Origin of the sequence: Amylolactobacillus amylophilus DSM 20533 = JCM 1125 (assembly GCF_001936335.1) — a bacterium.
Taxonomy (GTDB): domain Bacteria; phylum Bacillota; class Bacilli; order Lactobacillales; family Lactobacillaceae; genus Amylolactobacillus; species Amylolactobacillus amylophilus.
Map to the genome: position 1 here is coordinate 1,405,485 of NZ_CP018888.1, position 16,752 is coordinate 1,422,236.

General features: G+C 44.6%; 17 protein-coding genes, 1 riboswitch and 1 other annotated feature. Of the genes, 14 read left to right on the forward strand and 3 right to left on the reverse strand.

Annotated elements, in window-relative coordinates:
* Positions 1-11 precede the first annotated feature (11 nt).
* Both LA20533_RS07410 and rpsD read right to left on the reverse strand, forming a co-directional pair.
* Positions 12-404 (reverse strand): YueI family protein, encoded by a 393-nt coding sequence (locus LA20533_RS07410; RefSeq protein ID WP_056946048.1) that lies wholly within the window; start codon positions 402-404, stop codon positions 12-14.
* A 122-nt stretch (positions 405-526) separates the two neighbouring features.
* Positions 527-1,138 (reverse strand): 30S ribosomal protein S4, encoded by a 612-nt coding sequence (rpsD, locus tag LA20533_RS07415; RefSeq protein ID WP_054745246.1) that lies wholly within the window; start codon positions 1,136-1,138, stop codon positions 527-529.
* 315 nt (positions 1,139-1,453) lie between these two features.
* On the opposite strand from rpsD, the gene ezrA reads away from it, so the two are divergent.
* The 11 genes from ezrA to thiT all read left to right on the forward strand — a co-directional run bounded on the left by ezrA (position 1,454) and on the right by thiT (position 14,548).
* Entirely contained in the window at positions 1,454-3,166 is a 1,713-nt protein-coding gene (gene ezrA, locus LA20533_RS07420) for a septation ring formation regulator EzrA (protein WP_056946049.1), read from the forward strand.
* A gap of 88 nt (positions 3,167-3,254) precedes the next feature.
* Complete coding sequence (locus LA20533_RS07425; RefSeq protein WP_056946050.1) at positions 3,255-4,421, forward strand: cysteine desulfurase family protein; 1,167 nt, start codon at positions 3,255-3,257, stop codon at positions 4,419-4,421.
* Positions 4,422-4,447: 26 nt separating this feature from the next.
* The gene (thiI, locus tag LA20533_RS07430; protein WP_054745244.1) at positions 4,448-5,668 is read left to right on the forward strand and encodes a tRNA uracil 4-sulfurtransferase ThiI; all 1,221 of its coding nucleotides are present in this window, start codon (positions 4,448-4,450) and stop codon (positions 5,666-5,668) included.
* A gap of 47 nt (positions 5,669-5,715) precedes the next feature.
* Positions 5,716-5,929 (forward strand) — a binding site (T-box leader).
* Between the two features lie 35 nt (positions 5,930-5,964).
* Positions 5,965-8,604 carry a valine--tRNA ligase gene (locus LA20533_RS07435; protein ID WP_056946051.1) on the forward strand — a complete coding sequence of 880 codons (2,640 nt, stop codon included), beginning with the start codon at positions 5,965-5,967 and terminating at the stop codon, positions 8,602-8,604.
* Positions 8,604-9,896 (forward strand): bifunctional folylpolyglutamate synthase/dihydrofolate synthase, encoded by a 1,293-nt coding sequence (locus tag LA20533_RS07440; RefSeq protein WP_056946052.1) that lies wholly within the window; start codon positions 8,604-8,606, stop codon positions 9,894-9,896. The genes LA20533_RS07435 and LA20533_RS07440 overlap by 1 nt, the downstream gene beginning before the upstream one ends.
* Positions 9,893-10,561 (forward strand): HAD family hydrolase, encoded by a 669-nt coding sequence (locus LA20533_RS07445; RefSeq protein WP_056946053.1) that lies wholly within the window; start codon positions 9,893-9,895, stop codon positions 10,559-10,561. The genes LA20533_RS07440 and LA20533_RS07445 overlap by 4 nt, the downstream gene beginning before the upstream one ends.
* A gap of 45 nt (positions 10,562-10,606) precedes the next feature.
* Positions 10,607-11,233: a RadC family protein gene (gene radC / locus LA20533_RS07450; RefSeq protein WP_056946054.1), complete on the forward strand. Its 627-nt coding sequence runs from the start codon at positions 10,607-10,609 to the stop codon at positions 11,231-11,233.
* 95 nt (positions 11,234-11,328) lie between these two features.
* Positions 11,329-12,330 carry a rod shape-determining protein gene (locus tag LA20533_RS07455; RefSeq protein ID WP_056946055.1) on the forward strand — a complete coding sequence of 334 codons (1,002 nt, stop codon included), beginning with the start codon at positions 11,329-11,331 and terminating at the stop codon, positions 12,328-12,330.
* Between the two features lie 45 nt (positions 12,331-12,375).
* Positions 12,376-13,236 carry a rod shape-determining protein MreC gene (mreC, locus tag LA20533_RS07460; protein ID WP_056946056.1) on the forward strand — a complete coding sequence of 287 codons (861 nt, stop codon included), beginning with the start codon at positions 12,376-12,378 and terminating at the stop codon, positions 13,234-13,236.
* Positions 13,233-13,775, forward strand: a complete 543-nt coding sequence (locus tag LA20533_RS07465; RefSeq protein WP_156408166.1) for a rod shape-determining protein MreD — start codon at positions 13,233-13,235, stop codon at positions 13,773-13,775. The genes mreC and LA20533_RS07465 overlap by 4 nt, the downstream gene beginning before the upstream one ends.
* 34 nt (positions 13,776-13,809) lie before the next feature.
* Positions 13,810-13,909: riboswitch (TPP riboswitch) on the forward strand.
* Positions 13,910-13,969: 60 nt separating this feature from the next.
* Positions 13,970-14,548 (forward strand): energy-coupled thiamine transporter ThiT, encoded by a 579-nt coding sequence (gene thiT / locus LA20533_RS07470; protein ID WP_056946057.1) that lies wholly within the window; start codon positions 13,970-13,972, stop codon positions 14,546-14,548.
* 52 nt (positions 14,549-14,600) lie between these two features.
* Here the strand turns inward: thiT and LA20533_RS07475 are convergent, their stop codons facing one another.
* Positions 14,601-14,717 (reverse strand): DUF4044 domain-containing protein, encoded by a 117-nt coding sequence (locus tag LA20533_RS07475; protein WP_082611548.1) that lies wholly within the window; start codon positions 14,715-14,717, stop codon positions 14,601-14,603.
* A gap of 122 nt (positions 14,718-14,839) precedes the next feature.
* Between LA20533_RS07475 and LA20533_RS07480 the strand changes: the two genes are divergently transcribed.
* From LA20533_RS07480 to rsmH, 3 genes are all read left to right on the forward strand, one after another.
* On the forward strand, positions 14,840-15,175 hold the full coding sequence (locus LA20533_RS07480) for a DUF3397 family protein (RefSeq protein ID WP_056946058.1): 336 nt from the start codon (positions 14,840-14,842) through the stop codon (positions 15,173-15,175).
* Positions 15,176-15,369: 194 nt separating this feature from the next.
* Positions 15,370-15,801 (forward strand): division/cell wall cluster transcriptional repressor MraZ, encoded by a 432-nt coding sequence (gene mraZ / locus LA20533_RS07485; protein WP_056946059.1) that lies wholly within the window; start codon positions 15,370-15,372, stop codon positions 15,799-15,801.
* A complete protein-coding gene (gene rsmH / locus LA20533_RS07490) occupies positions 15,798-16,745 on the forward strand; it encodes a 16S rRNA (cytosine(1402)-N(4))-methyltransferase RsmH (RefSeq protein ID WP_056946060.1) in 948 nt (315 codons plus the stop codon). The genes mraZ and rsmH overlap by 4 nt, the downstream gene beginning before the upstream one ends.
* Positions 16,746-16,752 lie beyond the last annotated feature (7 nt).

Here is a 16,752-nt window from a genome sequence, read left to right on the forward strand (position 1 = left end):
TCGTTACGTGCTTATTGTGCTGGGTATTTGGCGGCAAAATCAATCTGTTCTTCGTTGATGGCCGTTGGTGCTACAACAAGTAATCCAGTGGCCTCCGGCTCAGTTCTCGCGGTGTCATCACTAACTAGGCGAAATTTGGTGTCTTTCTTGCTGGCAGTCATGATGACTTGGTTTAGGAGGGTTGATTGCTGCTGCTTTCCATTGATCAGGATCTGGTAGTGGGCAAAGTCGGCGAAGTGCCGGATGAATCTAGCTATGGTTTGTTTATCCTGCATTTCGGCGACTGTTAAGCGCACGAAGACGCGCTCGCGCAGGCTACCGAGGTACCGCCTGTGCTCATCTATATTTAGCTCGGGTTGGCCGTGCATAGCTTGTTCCAAGCGATCGTTGACGTTTTCTCCCATGGTTTCTAACTCCTTTTGCAAAAGTTTGATAGTTGTCTTAGATTTAATTATATCATGGAAGCAACTAAACAAAAAAACCTTCCCAAGAGGGAAGGCCAACTTTGCAGTTTCTTTCGAATTGATTAAAGTTTCTTGTTGTAGAATTCAACAACTAGGGCTTCATCAATTTCAGGCTCTAATTCGTCACGTTCAGGTAAACGAGTTAATGAACCAGTTAATTTGTTATCGTCAAAAGTAACGAATGATGAACGTGAAGCAGTTGCTTCAAGTGCATCTTTGATTTGTGCTAAGTTACGTGAGCGTTCACGCACGCCAATTTCCTGGCCAACCTTCACTTCATATGAAGGAATGTCGACGCGCTTGCCATCAACGGTGATGTGACCGTGATTTACAAGCTGACGAGCTTGTTCACGAGTAGTTGCAAGACCTAAACGATAAACAACGTTATCAAGTCTTTGTTCAAGCAAGACCATGAAGTTGTTACCATGCTTACCGTGGCGAATCTTACCAGCTTTGATAAAGAGGTTCACGAATTGACGTTCAGTCATTCCGTACATCCAACGAAGCTTTTGTTTCTCGCGTAATTGTAAACCGTATTCTGAATTTTTGCTCCGGCTATTTGGACCGTGATCGCCAGGTGCATATGCACGACGAGCAAGTTCCTTACCAGTGCCTGAAAGTGACAAGCCTAAACGTCTTGAACGTTTCCAACTTGGACCAGTATATCTAGACATATATGTATATCCTCCATTTTGTTTTGGAGTAAAATATCACACAGAGTTCAACATTCGTGCATCTAAAGTTGTGTTTTCACCTCGTACAGCCGCGGGTTACTTATCGAACTAAAACCGCCTTTAGATGTTGACGTTCTTGTCACTCTTCGCTGCAAATATTTTACACTCGTTCTATTATACGACAAAGTGTGCCAGATGCAAGTTAAAGTTCTGTTGCAACACATAATTTTTATTGGACAAAATTTGGAATTCAGTAAGGAATTACGAGATTATTTGCTATAATAAGGAATAGTTAAACATTGGGGGACAAACTAGATGTCGTTACCACAAACAATTATCATCATCAGCTTAGTGCTGTTAATACTCATCGTCTTGATCGGAGTTGTAGTATACAATAGTCGCTTAAGACGCAAAATAGAGCAGTTACAGAGTGAATTACTAGAACTGAATTTTGCGCCGATCGAGGACCAAATTACGCGGCTCAATGCAATGTCACTCTCGGGTGAAAGTCTGTCTACATTCACGACCTGGCGGCTAGTTTTTGAGAAAGTTAAGAAGACTAAACTACCGGAATTAACGCAGCAACTTACTGATGCGGAAGCCGATAACGGTCATTATAGCATTTTCTCAACACGAAGATTAGTCAATAGTGTAAATAAAGAGCTGACGGAATCAAAGGATGATTTGGTCAATACAGCAGCCGTGTTTGAGCAGTTATTGCAGAGTAACCGGGAGAACGAAACGCAATTGAATACCCTGTTAAATAGGTATCAGACCATGAGAAAAGCCGTTCTTTCTAACTCTTTTAAGTACGGCGTGGCGCTTGATCAGTTAGAAGATAAATTGACCGAGATGGAGACTGATTTCGACACCGTCAAGAACCTAAGCAGTCAGGGAGATCATGTTGAGGCTAAGCGTGTACTGACAAGGCTCAATGCGTCTTTAACAACGCTAGACGATATTTTGCCGGTCCTTGAACGTGCAGAACAAGAATTAAGCGACGAATTCCCGGCTCAATTAAAGGAAATAACTACTGCCTATAAGGACATGCTGGCAGATAAGTATAACTTCCCTGGAACGGACATTTTGGAGGAGATTAAGCGGCTGCAGGAGGATTTGCAAAAAGCACGTAACCTCCAAACTAACCTTGATGTTGGTGAGTTGCAGGAGAGCAATGAACTGGTTTCTAATCAAATAGATGGTTTATATGAACGACTTGAACGCGAGATTAAAGCGAGGAAGGTGGTTGATAAAGAGACTGACCTCCTTGTTAAGCAATTCAGCCAATCAGAGCTCGAGAGTACTAAGCTAATTAAGAAACTTGATCACATAGATCAGAGCTACCAGTTAACGCATGGAGAACTCCCGGAGGCTAATCAGTTGGCAGACGAGGTTAAGCAGATGTCCGCTGACTTTACGACCGACCAAGAAAGAGTAGCTGCAGGTAAGGCGGTCTTCTCAAACGTGCAGGTTGATTACGAACGCATTACGAAACGTTTAATTGCAATTCAGAAAAGACAGCAGGAAATCTCGACCGACGTGGATGGGCTGTATGAAGCCGAGCGAATCGCTAAAGGCTCACTCGATAATTTCGCCCAAGAAGTCAGTCTGATTAAGCGAAAGATTGACAGGCAGGCATTACCGGGTTTACCGACGAATTTTATTGATTTCTACCAGGTGGTTGTGAACGAAATTGGTGAACTAAACACCGAGTTAGAACGGGTGCGCATTAATCTTGAGTCAATCTCCAACAAGTTAATTCTGATTCAAGAAGATGTTAACCGCTTAAATAGTGAGACTGCCGAGATTACGAGTTCGGCAAATTTGGTGGAGTTGACCGTTCAATATGCGAACAAGTACATCGGTGACGGTAGAATTAAGGAGGCAATAGCCGAGGCAATGCGCCAGTATCAACAAGAGTATACGTATAAGCGGGCGCTTGATACCATTGCCACTGCGCTTGAGGAAGTCGAGCCAGGAGCGTTCAACCGGATTGAGCACGATTATTATGCGCAGAATGATAAGTAAAAAAAATTGCTGAAAGCAAGTTTTTGGGCTATACTTTCACAAGTTATAATACGACCAGTAGGTCGTTTTTTTGTTGGGAGAGTTGAGAATGATTTACTTTGATAATAGTGCGACAACAAAGATTGATCCTAGTGCACTAGAGACCTACCAGAAGGTGGCACAAGATATTTGGGGCAATCCATCTAGCTTACACGAGCTCGGTGATCAGGCGTTCCAAATGCTGGAAACTGCCCGCAAACAAGTAGCCAGTCTGTTAGGATTTAAGCCACATGAGATTTTCTTCACCAGCGGTGGTACGGAAAGTGATAATTGGGCAATTAAGGGTACGGCACTTGCTAAACGGGAATTTGGGCGGCACATCATCACCAGTAGTGTCGAACACCCAGCGGTAATGAACTCGGTGCTCCAACTGGAACAATTGGGCTTTGAAGTCACAATTCTTCCGGTTGATGCTTCTGGGCGGGTTAGTGTGGCAGACCTGAGGCAAGCAATCAGAAAAGATACCATTCTGGTCTCGATTATGGCGGTCAACAATGAGATTGGGGCAATTCAGCCCATCCAGGAGATTGGTGACTTATTGGAAGATTATCCTACCGTGCATTTTCATGTTGATGCAGTTCAGGGACTAGGGAAGAATCTTTGGCAGAAAATCTATCATCGAAGGATTGACTTGATGAGTTTCTCCGGGCATAAGTTTCATGGACCACGCGGGATTGGTATCCTCTACAAGAAAGAACGGCGCCAAATTGCGCCGCTCATGACTGGTGGGGGGCAAGAGCGTGACCTGCGATCAGGCACGGAGAATACACCGGCGATTGCGGCGATGGCAAAAGCCCTCCGATTACTACTGACTGACGAACCTGAGAAGGCAGAGCACCAGCTAGCCATTAAGGGAAAGATTTATGATTACCTGAAAGATAAGCCAGGAATCCAAATATTCTCCCCACTGACTGATGATTTCTCACCACATGTGTTATGTTTCTCGCTTGTAGGGATTCGGGGAGAGACTGTCGTGCATACGCTTGAAAGTAAGGGGATTTACTTCTCAACCACGAGTGCTTGCTCAAGTAAAAAAGGAATTGAGTCAAGCACACTGAAGGCGATGCAGGTACCAGAGAAAGTGGCCACTAGTGCCGTGAGACTCAGTTTCGACGAGAACAATACCATGGCTGAAGCTGATGAGTTTATCGCCACATTTGAACCAATCTACCAGCATTTTTATGCGATTAATCATCACGGTAACGAGGCTAAATAATACAGACTAAAGTAGGAGTTAATTAAGTGGAATACACAGAGATTATGGTGCGCTACGGCGAGCTTTCGACTAAGGGTAAGAATCGCAAAGATTTTATCGGCCGGCTAAACGGCAACGTCACGAAGGCCCTGCGCGCTTACAAAGATACAATTAACATTCAACCAAAGCGTGATCGGATGCACATTATTCTAAATGGTGCACCTTTTGACGAAATCGATCATATTCTTGGTAAAGTGTTTGGCATTCAGACATATTCACCCGCAATTAGGATTGAACGCGATATTGAGTTGGTGAAGCAGACGGCCCTAGAACTGATGCAGGCAACATATGAACCGGGAATGACCTATAAGGTGAACACGAGACGGTCGGATCATGGATATGAGTATGACACGAATCAGATGAACCTCCTCATTGGTGACTACTTGAGCGAACAGATGCCTGAAATGAAAGTTCAGATGCGAAACGCCGACCTCGTCTTGAGGATTGAGGTGCGCCACGATGCAATTTATCTGTCCAATCAATTGATTCACGGTGCTGGTGGTTTACCAGTGGGCACCGCCGGCAAGGGCGTGATGATGCTCTCCGGGGGAATTGACTCACCGGTAGCCAGCTACTTGGCTATGAAACGTGGCGTGGAGATTGAAATGGTGCACTTCTTCAGCCCACCCTACACAACCAAAAAGGCGCTGGCAAAGGCTCAGGAGCTGACGGGGAAGCTCGCTAACTACAGCGGTAAGATTAACTTCATCGCCGTGCCTTTTGCTGAGATTCAAGAGACCATTAAGGCAAATGTACCTGAAGGCTACTTGATGACGATTCAACGCCGCTTCATGCTGCGGCTCACGGATATTATTCGTGATCAAAGAGAGGCACTCGCCATTTTTAACGGCGAGGCGATCGGGCAGGTGGCCTCCCAGACTCTTGAAAGTATGGCCGCAATTAATGACGTGACCAACACGCCCATCCTGCGGCCGGTAGCAACGATGGACAAAACAGAGATTATCAAAATTGCGGAGGAGATTGACACATTTGATCTTTCGGTGATGCCGTTTGAGGATTGTTGTACAATCTTCGCTCCACCGCGTCCAAAGACGAGACCAAACCTAGATAAAGCGCGACACTATGAGCAGATGCTTGATGTCACTGGTCTCATCGAGCGGGCACTCTCGGGCATTGAGATTACCCCAGTTTACCCAGAGCAACAGTTCCTCAATGATGAAGAAGATTTTGCCACAAGTCTGCTCTAATCGAACAGAAAAATTTTACATTGCGCACTATTTCGAGTAGAATTTCACTATAAGCTTTGAACAAGAGAAGTTCGGCACCAACAGAGAGAAACGTAGCTGAGAAGTTTCATCACCGAACGCAGTAGCTTGGGAGCTGGTTTACTGAGTTTAGTAAGTAAACCCGGGACACCGTTATCGATTTAAGTGAAGCCGCCTATTGAGATTAATTACGGCAATGGGTGAGCTTAATTTAGGTGGTACCGCGGTTAATTCGTCCTAGACATTTGTCTAGGACTTTTTTTATTGGAGGATGAACCATGACAGATTTAGCACCGAAATACAATCCGACTGAAGTTGAGGCCGGTCGGTATGAGCAGTGGCTTGAAGAGGGTGTTTTCAAGCCATCGGGCGATAAGAAAGCCAAACCATACTCAATCGTTATTCCACCGCCGAATGTGACAGGAAAGCTGCACTTGGGTCATGCGTGGGATACGACTATTCAGGATACATTAATTAGGATGAAACGGATGCAGGGTTACGACACCCTGTATCTTCCAGGAATGGACCATGCCGGAATTGCGACACAAGCTAAAGTTGAGGCAAAAATGCGGGCCGAGGGTAAGAATAGGCACGAGATGGGCCGCAAAAAATTTGTGGAACAGGTCTGGGCGTGGAAGGACGAGTATGCCGCATTCATTAAATCACAATGGGCTAAGCTCGGATTGTCACTTGACTACGAGCGGGAGCGTTTCACACTTGATGATGGACTTTCAAAGGCCGTGCGGAAGGTTTTCGTCCAACTCTATAACGAAGGATTGATCTATCGCGGTGAATACATCATCAACTGGGATCCACAACTTCAGACAGCGTTGTCCGATATCGAGGTTATTCACCAGGATGACCAAGGAGCCTTCTATCACGTCAATTATCCGTTTGTAGACGGTAGTGGCAGCATTGAGATTGCCACCACCAGGCCGGAAACGATGTTTGGTGATACTGCGGTTGCTGTAAATCCGGATGATGAACGCTACAAGGCACTCGTAGGCAAGGAAGTTCTGTTACCGCTCACCGATAGGAAGATTCCAATCATTGCTGACCAACACGTTGACATGGAGTTTGGTACTGGTTTAGTTAAAATCACGCCGGCACACGACCCCAATGACTTCTTGGTTGGAAATCGGCATAACTTGGCCCGCATCAACGTGATGAACGATGACGGTACGATGAATGAGAATGCCGGCGAATTCAACGGGATGGACAGATTTGCTGCCAGAAAAGCAATTGTGCAGAAACTGGACGATGAGGGCTACCTGTTGCGGACGGATCCAATCGTGCATAGTGTTGGTCACTCTGAGCGCTCCGGTGTACAGGTTGAGCCACGGTTGTCCACGCAATGGTTCGTGAAGATGAAACCATTAGCTGAGGCTTCATTAGCCCACCAAAAAACCGACGATAAGGTTAACTTCATCCCAAATCGGTTCGAACATACATATGAACAGTGGATGGAGAACGTCCACGATTGGGTAATCTCGCGGCAATTATGGTGGGGCCACCGAATCCCAGCCTGGTATCATAAGCAAACCGGTGAGGTTTATGTCGGCGAAGAAGAGCCAAAGGATATTGAGAACTGGACGCAGGATAATGATGTCCTAGATACCTGGTTTTCAAGTGCCTTATGGCCATTCTCAACAATGAACTGGCCTGATACTGATGACGCCGATTTCAAGCGTTACTTCCCGACCAATACGCTAGTGACTGGTTATGATATTATCTTCTTCTGGGTCTCTCGGATGATGTTCCAGAGTCTGAAGTTCACCGGTAAGAGTCCTTTTAATGATGTTGTGATTCATGGTCTTATTCGAGATGAACAAGGCAGAAAGATGAGCAAATCCCTCGGAAACGGAATCGATCCGATGGAAGTCATCGAGAAGTACGGTGCAGATGCATTACGCTGGTTCTTGATGACCGGCTCAACCCCGGGACAGGACACACGCTTCAGTTATGATAAGATGGACGCTGCCTGGAATTTCATCAATAAAATTTGGAATGCCAGCCGGTTCGTGATTATGAACCTGGAAGAAGATGCTGTACCGGCTAGGAAGCCTGATACGACCAAATTTGATTTGTCGGATCGCTGGATTTTTAGCCGCTTGAACCAGACAATTGCGGACGTAATTCGGCTCAGTGACTCCTTCGAATTTGGCGAGTCAGGGCGGATAGTCTACAATTTCATCTGGAATGATTTCTGTGACTGGTACATTGAGATGAGTAAGGTTGTTCTGAACGGCACAGATGAGGAAGCAAAAAGCAATAAACAAGCTAACCTAATTTACGTCCTCGACCAAATTCTGCGTCTGGTTCACCCAACGATGCCATTCGTGACCGAGAAATTATGGCTCTCAATGCCGCACGAGGGTAGCAGCCTGACTGTTGCTGCCTATCCAGAAGTTGATGCTAACTACCAAGACGATGCCGCAGAGAAAGAGATGAACTTCCTGATTGAGTTGATCAAGGCGGTAAGAAATATTCGAGCTGAGGCAAACGCGCCGATGTCTAATTCCATCGATCTTTTAATTCAGGTTGACTCGAATAAAGAGGCCGCAATTATCGAGCACAATACTGACTACCTAGCTAATTTCGTTCACCCAAAGAACCTCAAGGTGGCGACTGAAATTGAAGCACCAAAATTAGCCAAGAATGCTGTGGTCAAAGGTGCACAGGTATTTGTACCACTTGAGGAGTTGGTCGATTTAGGTGAAGAAATTGAGAAGCTCCAGCGGGATCAGGCCAAGCTAAAGGCTGAGATTGCACGGATTGACAAGAAGCTAGGTAACGCAGGCTTCGTTTCTAAGGCACCAGCAGCAGTGGTTGACGAACAGAAGACTAAGCGTGCCGACTATGAGTCTCAGCTAGAGGCGGTCGACGCACGAATTGCAGATTTGAAGGACAATCAATAGTGGATAAGAAACTTAGCAATGAGGCAGAGGCCATTAAATACATCCACCAATTACCACGATTACATCGCAAGAATGACTTGAGCTATGTTAAGCGGGTGCTGGCGTATTTTGGTAATCCGCAGGACCAGATCAAGACTGTTCACATTACGGGAACGAACGGTAAAGGCTCGACGTCTTATTATCTAAATAATCTACTGCAAAAATCCGGGTTCAAGACCGGGCTTTTTGTGTCTCCATTCATTACCGAGTTCAACGAGCGTATCCAACTGAATAGTCAAAACATTCCAAGCGCCGAGCTAGTGAAATTGACTAACCTAGTCCAAAACGCAGTGGCAGCAGTTTCCCAGGAAGATTCATTTGAGCTAACCGAGTTTGAGTTTATTGTGGTGTTAGCGTTCATCTATTTTGCAAAAGAGCGCGTAGATATCGCCATCATCGAGGCTGGAATCGGCGCAAAGCATGATAAAACGAATGTTTTAACACCAGTCGTTTCACTCATTACATCGGTCGGTTTGGACCATGAGCAATTGATTGGTCCAACACTACTAGACATCGCGGCGGAGAAGAGCGGCATCATTAAGCAGAATGTCCCAGTGGTGGTCGGCGAGTTAAGCCCAGATGTCTTGAAGCTGATTAAGGCGACGGCAAAGCGAAACGCTGCCCCTCTGTCTGTCTATGGGCAGGATTTTACGACCAGCGAGAATGCGCACGACCACACATTTAGCTATTCGAATCAGGCTACTGCTAGCACGCTTCATTTCCTGCCACGCCCGGACGTGGAACAGATAGATGTGGCACTTGCTGTGACGGCCTTCGGGATTATTGGTGCGCAACTGATGACGTCCGAGATTGAGGAAAGTATTAACCAGACTTTGGTGCCGGGTCGATACCAGACTGTTCTAAACGAGCCACTCGTGATTGTTGATGGTGCGCACAACGTGCAAGCGATGACTAATTTCTACCGCTATCTCTTGGGCTTGGTCAAAGGGGATGCAACAAAGATTCACTTCTTGGTGACGATGATGCGGGATAAGGATGTCCGTGAAGTCCTTGATGTAATTGCTGCTGCTGATGTGACGCTCACCACGATTGCTAGTCCTCGTGCCGCCCAAAAAACGGATTACGCTGAGTTGGCAATTGATAAGCTACCATTTGAGTCAGATTTCAGACTCGCATATGAAAAGCTTAGGCAAAAGAGTCATGCAGATGATATCATTGCTGTAACGGGTTCGTTTTATTTTGTAACGGATTTTTTACGAGAAATTAAAGAGGCGAGGAAGAGTAGCAGATGAGAGTAGATGGCATAATTGATGATTTAAACGGCGTAATTTTCGATATGGATGGGTTGTTGGTTAATTCCGAAGAATTATATGAGAAGGCTAATCAAATTGCTGCGCGAAACGCTGGGCTTGACTTACCCGCAGATTTCTACGAGACGCTGTCGGGTTCCTCCCTACTTGGCGTTCAGGCCTTCTTCGACGAACACTTTGATAGCCAGGAGGCCATCGATGCCTTCATCAAGGAGACGGACGACATGGTTTGGCAATGGGTCCTAGAGGGCCAACTTAAACTACGACCCGGTGTGCAAGAGGCGTTAGAGTTGTTCCGTCGTAGTGGTGTCAAGATGGCGGTGGCCTCGAGTAATTACGAGAACTTCGTGCAGAAGTTTCTTACGGTGACCGGTATTAGCAAGTACTTCGAGTTCTATCTTTATTATGGTGCTGTGCCGAATCCAAAACCTGCCCCGGATATATATCAATTGGCCCAAGAACGATTGGGTATTCCAACTGAAAAATTGCTGATTTTCGAGGACTCAACAACAGGCGTGCAGGCGGCGAAAAATGCCGGTATCAAGGTGATCATGGTGCCATTTATCACTCGCCCAACCGCACAAGATCAAATCGACGCGAGCAGAATTATGCCAAGTTTCTATGAATTTATTGATTTAGTAAAATGATTTTGCCCTTAATTTTCGTATTTTAATATGAAGGGTGGTTTATTCATGTTAAAAAATATCGAGGATTATCAAATTAATCTCCAAAGCGATGGGGAGCTACTACTGAACATCGAGCAGAAATTGGTGGGACTGAAGATTAACAATTTTGCTGAATTGAGTGATTTCTTTATCCAGCATAAAATCAGCAGTCTCACAGATTTACACGAGTATGTTCGTTCGAAGAAATGTGACTTAGAGCTAACGTTGCTCCTGGGCCAACTACTAGTACGTGTGCAACAGATCAAACACGGTACGCTGAGTAAGTTTTATTCAAGCGTGCAGGTTGGTCATTACCTGGTCGACCTGTTTAACGGTGAGAGCCAGGAACAGTTACTGGCAATTTACTTGGACACGAAGAACCGCGTCCTGGCACAGAAAGTGATTTTCAAAGGAAGCCTAAATAAGTCGGTGGCTCATCCAAGGGAAATTCTAGAACCAGCAATTAGGTTTCATAGTGCAGCCATTATTATTGCCCATAATCATCCGAGTGGGGATACTGCTCCGTCAAAGGAAGACGTGGACTTTTCGACGAAATTACGCGATGCCTGTTCAATCATTGGCATCGAGTGCCTGGACCATTTCATCGTCGGTGAGGGGACGTACCTCAGTCTGCGTGAAGCAGCCTTAATTTAAATATTCCTAAAATAATCAGAATCGCTCAGGTGAGTCTAAAATATATGATATAATGATGGGCGACATTAAAGCTGATTAATTAAGGAGAGATTTCCGTGTTCGGATTAGGATCAAAAAACATTGGTATCGACTTAGGTACCGCAAATACACTAGTTTATATTGAGGGCAAGGGAATTGTCCTGCGTGAGCCATCTGTCGTTGCTAAGAATACGCAATCGGGAGAGGTGATTGCTGTCGGTTCTGAGGCAAAGGAAATGATTGGTAGAACGCCAGGAAGTATTCGGGCAATCCGTCCAATGAAGGACGGCGTTATCGCTGATTACGACACAACTGCTGCCATGATGAAATACTTCATGGAGAAGACGATTGGTAACAGTAAGCCTTTTGTGATGGTTTGTGTGCCAAGTGGTGTAACTGAGGTAGAGAAGCGGGCAGTTATTGATGCAACTCGGGTTGCTGGTGCGCGTGAGGCGTACGTAATTGAAGAGCCTTTTGCGGCAGCGATTGGTGCCGGGCTACCGGTAATGGAGCCAACTGGCTCCATGGTTGTTGATATCGGTGGTGGTACCACAGATGTTGCTACTATTTCGCTTGGCGGCATCGTTTCATCGCGCTCTACCAGAATGGCTGGTGACAAATTCAACGAGGCAATCATCACTTACATCAGGCAGAACTTCAACCTCCTTGTTGGTGAGAGAACAGCTGAGGCAATTAAGATTCAGATTGGTTCTGCATCAGTAGAACAGGCTGATGAAATTGAGAGCATGAATATCCGCGGTCGTGACCTTCTGACAGGATTACCTAAGTCAATCGACGTTGCAGCCGTTGATGTTGCAAAGTCGATTCATGAGGTTGTAGAGGATATTATTGTTGCCATCAAGGAAACGCTTGAAGAGACCTCGCCAGAGATTGCTGCCGATGTGATCGACCACGGTATCGTGCTCACAGGTGGTGGGGCGCTTTTGAAACACCTACCAGAGGTTATCTCTGATGCAACGAAGGTTCCAGTCTTCATCGCACAAGATCCGCTTGATTGTGTTGCAATTGGAACGGGCGAGTCTTTGAAAAATATTGACGTTATTCGTAAAAGACATTAAAAAAGCCGGCTCACGCCGGTTTTTTGGTGAGGAATAATAAACCTTATGAAAAAGTTTCTAAAAAATAGAAGATTATTAATTATTTTGTCAACCTTTATTCTCGCTTTGATTATTTTAGCAGGCTCTGTTTCTTTGCGTTCTAGTAGGGAGACGCCTTTCTTTGGCCAGCGTTTTAGTAACAATACAATTGGTATTGCCGCTAAAGTCGTTAACTGGCCATTTGAAAAGCTTAACCAGGGAATAGAAAGCATGCACGACCTGCTTGAAACCTATCAGGAAAATAACTATCTACAACAGAAGATCGATGACTTAGCGCAAACGAAAGTGCGTAATAGTAATCTTGAGAAAGAAAATAAGGAATTGAAGGCTACGTTGGATCTGAAAGCCAGCCTGACAGATTATACCCTGATTCTTGGGTCAGTCACCTCTCGCGCACCAGGTAGCTGGTCTGATATCGTGGTGATTGATCAAGGCTTAAATAGTGGCCTGAAGAAGAATATGGCCGTCATGTCGGGTGCGGGTTTGGTAGGTCGTGTGATTGAGGTCAACGATACCAATGCAAAAGTTGAATTGATTACGACGACTAACAAGTCTGCGAGCCGCTTTGCAGTCGAGCTTAAAGACAGTGAGGGGGACTATGCTCACGGAATTATTACAGGCTTTGATACGAAAAGCGGGAATTTGTTGCTATCTCAGGTGGCAAATAGCAAGTTAATCAAAAAGGGAACCAAGGTTTATACTAGTGGACTAGCTGGTCGCTCACCAAAGGGCCTCCTCGTCGGAACCGTCAAGAAGACAACGAGAGATTCATTTGGTCTGACGGATGTGATTCAAATTAAGCCAGCGACCGATCTGAATAATTTCTCAGTCGTTTCGGTTGTAGAACGAAAGGTGAGTGGTGATTGATGCTTAATTTTCGCTGGAAGAATTGGGTTGTCCCACTCTACCTTCTGCTAGCGCTGTTACTCGATGGTACTTTTAGTTTGAATTTCCAGCAGATAGTCCACAATACGCATGTAAATGCCAGCTTAAATCTCACCATGATTGGATTTGTCTTGCTAGCTTTAGATGACGACCAGAACAAGAAGATTATCTATCTCGGCCTGTGTTTTGGCCTGGTGAGTGATTGGTTCTACTACGGCTTTTTAGGATATAGCTTATTTCTCTTGCCACTAACAATCCTGGCGGTCCAATATATTTCAAAAGCGGTACCGTTCACGTTCACAGCCAGACTAATCGTGATTCTATTGGTAACCTTTTGCTGGCAAGTATACCAATTTATCCTGTACAATTTCTTTGGCCTAGGACAAGTAGGTTTACTAGATTTTATTACAAGCGGGTTACCATTCAGCCTCGTACTTTCACTAATCCTGACGATATTAACGTATGCATTTTGGAATCACCTAATTTTGAAGTATCCATTTTTCCAGGTAAAAGTTAATTGACTGCTGCCTAAAAAAACGCTATCATGTGGATGAACTCATCACAAAGGGGAGCCGATATTGGCTGAGAGTGATTAAAATCAGACCCTTCAAACCTGTTCGATAATGCGAGTGTAGGGATTGTGGTGGAGTAATTTTGACGAACAATCAAAAACTCCTTCTTTGTGTTGAGTAACACATTTGAAAGGAGTTTTTTTATGTCTAGAAGTACGACTAGTAAGTCATTGCTGACCCTTGTTGAGGGTGGAATTATTGTTGCTATCTGTTTGGTACTCCAATGGATTCCTAATTCAACGGGCGTGAGCTCTATTCAGTTCTCATACGGGCTGATTCCCTTAGCTATTTATGCAATCAGAAGGGGCACAATTCCGGCTGTAATCGCCGGCGGAATTTGGGGTACGCTTGATTGGATACGGACAGGTGGCGGTGTCACATTTGGACCACAACAAATCATACTTGAATATCCTGTGGCCTTTGCCCTAGCTGGTTTCGTGGGTCTCGGTACATATCAAGTTGTTAAGGCAATTAAGCACGATAAGCTGAATCGCGCCTATGGTTTGATGCTCGTTTATTTTGCAATAGGAACGTTTGCGAAATACTTGGCTCACTTTATTGCGGGCGGCTGGTTCTGGGGCACTTATGCACCCAAATGGGCTAATCCGTGGGTTTGGTCACTCATCGTAAACGGGGGCTCAGCGGTTGCCAATATTATCTTGGCAGTAGTTTTGTTCGGAATTCTGATTAAGAAGTATCCTAAGCTATTCTTGACTAACTAAAATCAAACAAAAAAACAGGATCAAAACCATTAGTAATTTGATCCTGCTTTTTTTATTGAAACATGCTCATGATGGGTTGAATCAGAATTCCGGCCAATGTGATGATTGCCATAAGGACAGCCATGATGATAGTCAGAACTTGAATCTTTGATTTTTTTCGTTTGCTCATTTATGAATACCTCGTTTTCATAAAGATTTTATCCTAAAGTCGAAGTAATTGCAATTTGAAAGCGATTTGTACTGTTTTTTTTCGGCGGATAGCGTAAAATTCTTACCAGGGAGGTATTGTTGATGAACCTATTTTTAATTCTGCTAATTCCGCTTGTGGGAATAATCCTGGCTGGAATCATCATGCAATTCACTGGACGTACGGTGCTTAAGGGATATGATATCCTGCCGTTATTTTTTCTAGCCACGATTGAAATGATCACGAACGTCAAGGAGTGGCCAACATATCTTCCATACGGCTTTTTGTATTTTTTTCTTTTTGTCATTGGCTTTAGCGTCTATACTACCGTCCATGACAAAAATATTTCGTTGAAAAAGACTCTGATAAGTTTGTGGCGTTACTTAATTATTTGTTCTTTTTTCTGGTTACTAGGATTAATTATCCTGTTATTTATCTAATTCAAATTAAAAATCAGTGTTTTTAATGAAAGCGTAGACTAATCTACGCTTTTTTTATGTCCTCCCCACCATGATAAACGCTGATATACCAGTGCTTTAGCTAGATAAATAAATAATATTATTTAATTTATAGAAAAATGTGGTACGAAGTGGGGGAATGTGGTAAATTAGATATATGGAAAGGGGTGAGGTCCATGTTCATGGGTGAGTATCATCATAATATTGATGCTAAAGGCCGGCTGATCATTCCAGCTAAATTTCGCGAACAACTCGGTGAAGAAGCTGTATTTACTCGTGGCATGGACGGCTGTATCTTCGGTTATTCAAAGACTGGCTGGTCTAATGTGGAAGATAAGTTAAGCCAATTATCCCTAACTAAAAAAGATGCACGAGCTTTTACTAGAACGTTTTATGCGGGTGCAATGGAAGGCGAGTTCGATAAACAGGGTCGAATCAATATTAGTGATGTGCTGAGAAAGCATGCGGCATTGGTGAAGGAATGCGTGATTATCGGTGTTTCTGAACGAATCGAGATATGGTCCGCAGAACGCTGGAATGCTTTTGATGAGAATGCTGCAGCTAATTTTGATGAAATTTCTGAGAACTTGATGGATTTTGACCTATGACAGAATTCGAACATACGAGCGTTCTATTACATGAAACGATTGATAATCTGGCACCAAAAGATGGTGGAATATACGTCGACTGTACATTTGGTGGTGGTGGTCACGCAGCGTATCTTTTGAGCAAGCTCACGAACGGAACTGTGATTGGTTTTGATCAAGATAGTTACGCAATTAGCGCAGCACAGGAGAAATTTCAAACTAATCTACGAGAGGATCACCAGCCACATTTACAACTAGTCAAAGCTAATTTCAGTCAATTGGCACCGGAATTAGCCAAATTGGGCATAGATGGTGTCGATGGTATCTACTATGATTTAGGCGTGTCATCTCCCCAATTTGACCAACCTGAGCGCGGCTTTTCTTACCGTTTTGATGCGAAACTAGATATGCGAATGGACCGGGATCAGCGATTGAGTGCCTACGAGATCGTGAATGAGTGGGACTTCAATGAGCTGGTGCGAATCCTTTATCGTTACGGCGATGAGAAGTTTGCTAAACAGATTGCCCGTCAAATTGAAAAAGCTCGGGCGATTGCTCCGATTGAAACAACCTTTCAGTTGAGCGACTTGATTAAAGCAGCAATTCCGGCATATGCAAGAAGAACCGGTGGCCATCCGGCAAAGAAGAGCTTTCAGGCAATTAGGATTGCCGTAAATAACGAGCTAGGCGTCCTGTCGGAATCGCTCGAGGCGGCAATTAAATTGTTAAAGCCGGGCGGCCGGATCAGCGTAATTACTTTTCAAAGTGACGAAGACAGAATTGTTAAACAATTATTTAAGAAGTATTCAGAAGTAGATTTACCAAGAGGGTTACCGGTAATCCCAGATGATCTGAAACCGCCGTTGAAACTTGTAAATCGCAAACCGATTTTGGCGACTGAGGAAGAACTGGCCAACAACAAACGTTCACACAGTGCCAAATTACGGGTGGCAGAAAAGATTTAATCTTAGA

Bases quoted from the DNA above. Each gene is read 5' to 3' on its own strand.
- LA20533_RS07410 (WP_056946048.1), bottom strand. From the start codon at position 404: ATGGGAGAAAACGTCAACGATCGCTTGGAACAAGCTATGCACGGCCAA.
- rpsD (WP_054745246.1), bottom strand. From the start codon at position 1,138: ATGTCTAGATATACTGGTCCAAGTTGGAAACGTTCAAGACGTTTAGGC.
- ezrA (WP_056946049.1), top strand. From the start codon at position 1,454: ATGTCGTTACCACAAACAATTATCATCATCAGCTTAGTGCTGTTAATA.
- LA20533_RS07425 (WP_056946050.1), top strand. From the start codon at position 3,255: ATGATTTACTTTGATAATAGTGCGACAACAAAGATTGATCCTAGTGCA.
- LA20533_RS07435 (WP_056946051.1), top strand. From the start codon at position 5,965: ATGACAGATTTAGCACCGAAATACAATCCGACTGAAGTTGAGGCCGGT.
- LA20533_RS07445 (WP_056946053.1), top strand. From the start codon at position 9,893: ATGAGAGTAGATGGCATAATTGATGATTTAAACGGCGTAATTTTCGAT.
- radC (WP_056946054.1), top strand. From the start codon at position 10,607: ATGTTAAAAAATATCGAGGATTATCAAATTAATCTCCAAAGCGATGGG.
- mreC (WP_056946056.1), top strand. From the start codon at position 12,376: ATGAAAAAGTTTCTAAAAAATAGAAGATTATTAATTATTTTGTCAACC.
- thiT (WP_056946057.1), top strand. From the start codon at position 13,970: ATGTCTAGAAGTACGACTAGTAAGTCATTGCTGACCCTTGTTGAGGGT.
- LA20533_RS07475 (WP_082611548.1), bottom strand. From the start codon at position 14,717: ATGAGCAAACGAAAAAAATCAAAGATTCAAGTTCTGACTATCATCATG.
- LA20533_RS07480 (WP_056946058.1), top strand. From the start codon at position 14,840: ATGAACCTATTTTTAATTCTGCTAATTCCGCTTGTGGGAATAATCCTG.
- mraZ (WP_056946059.1), top strand. From the start codon at position 15,370: ATGTTCATGGGTGAGTATCATCATAATATTGATGCTAAAGGCCGGCTG.
- rsmH (WP_056946060.1), top strand. From the start codon at position 15,798: ATGACAGAATTCGAACATACGAGCGTTCTATTACATGAAACGATTGAT.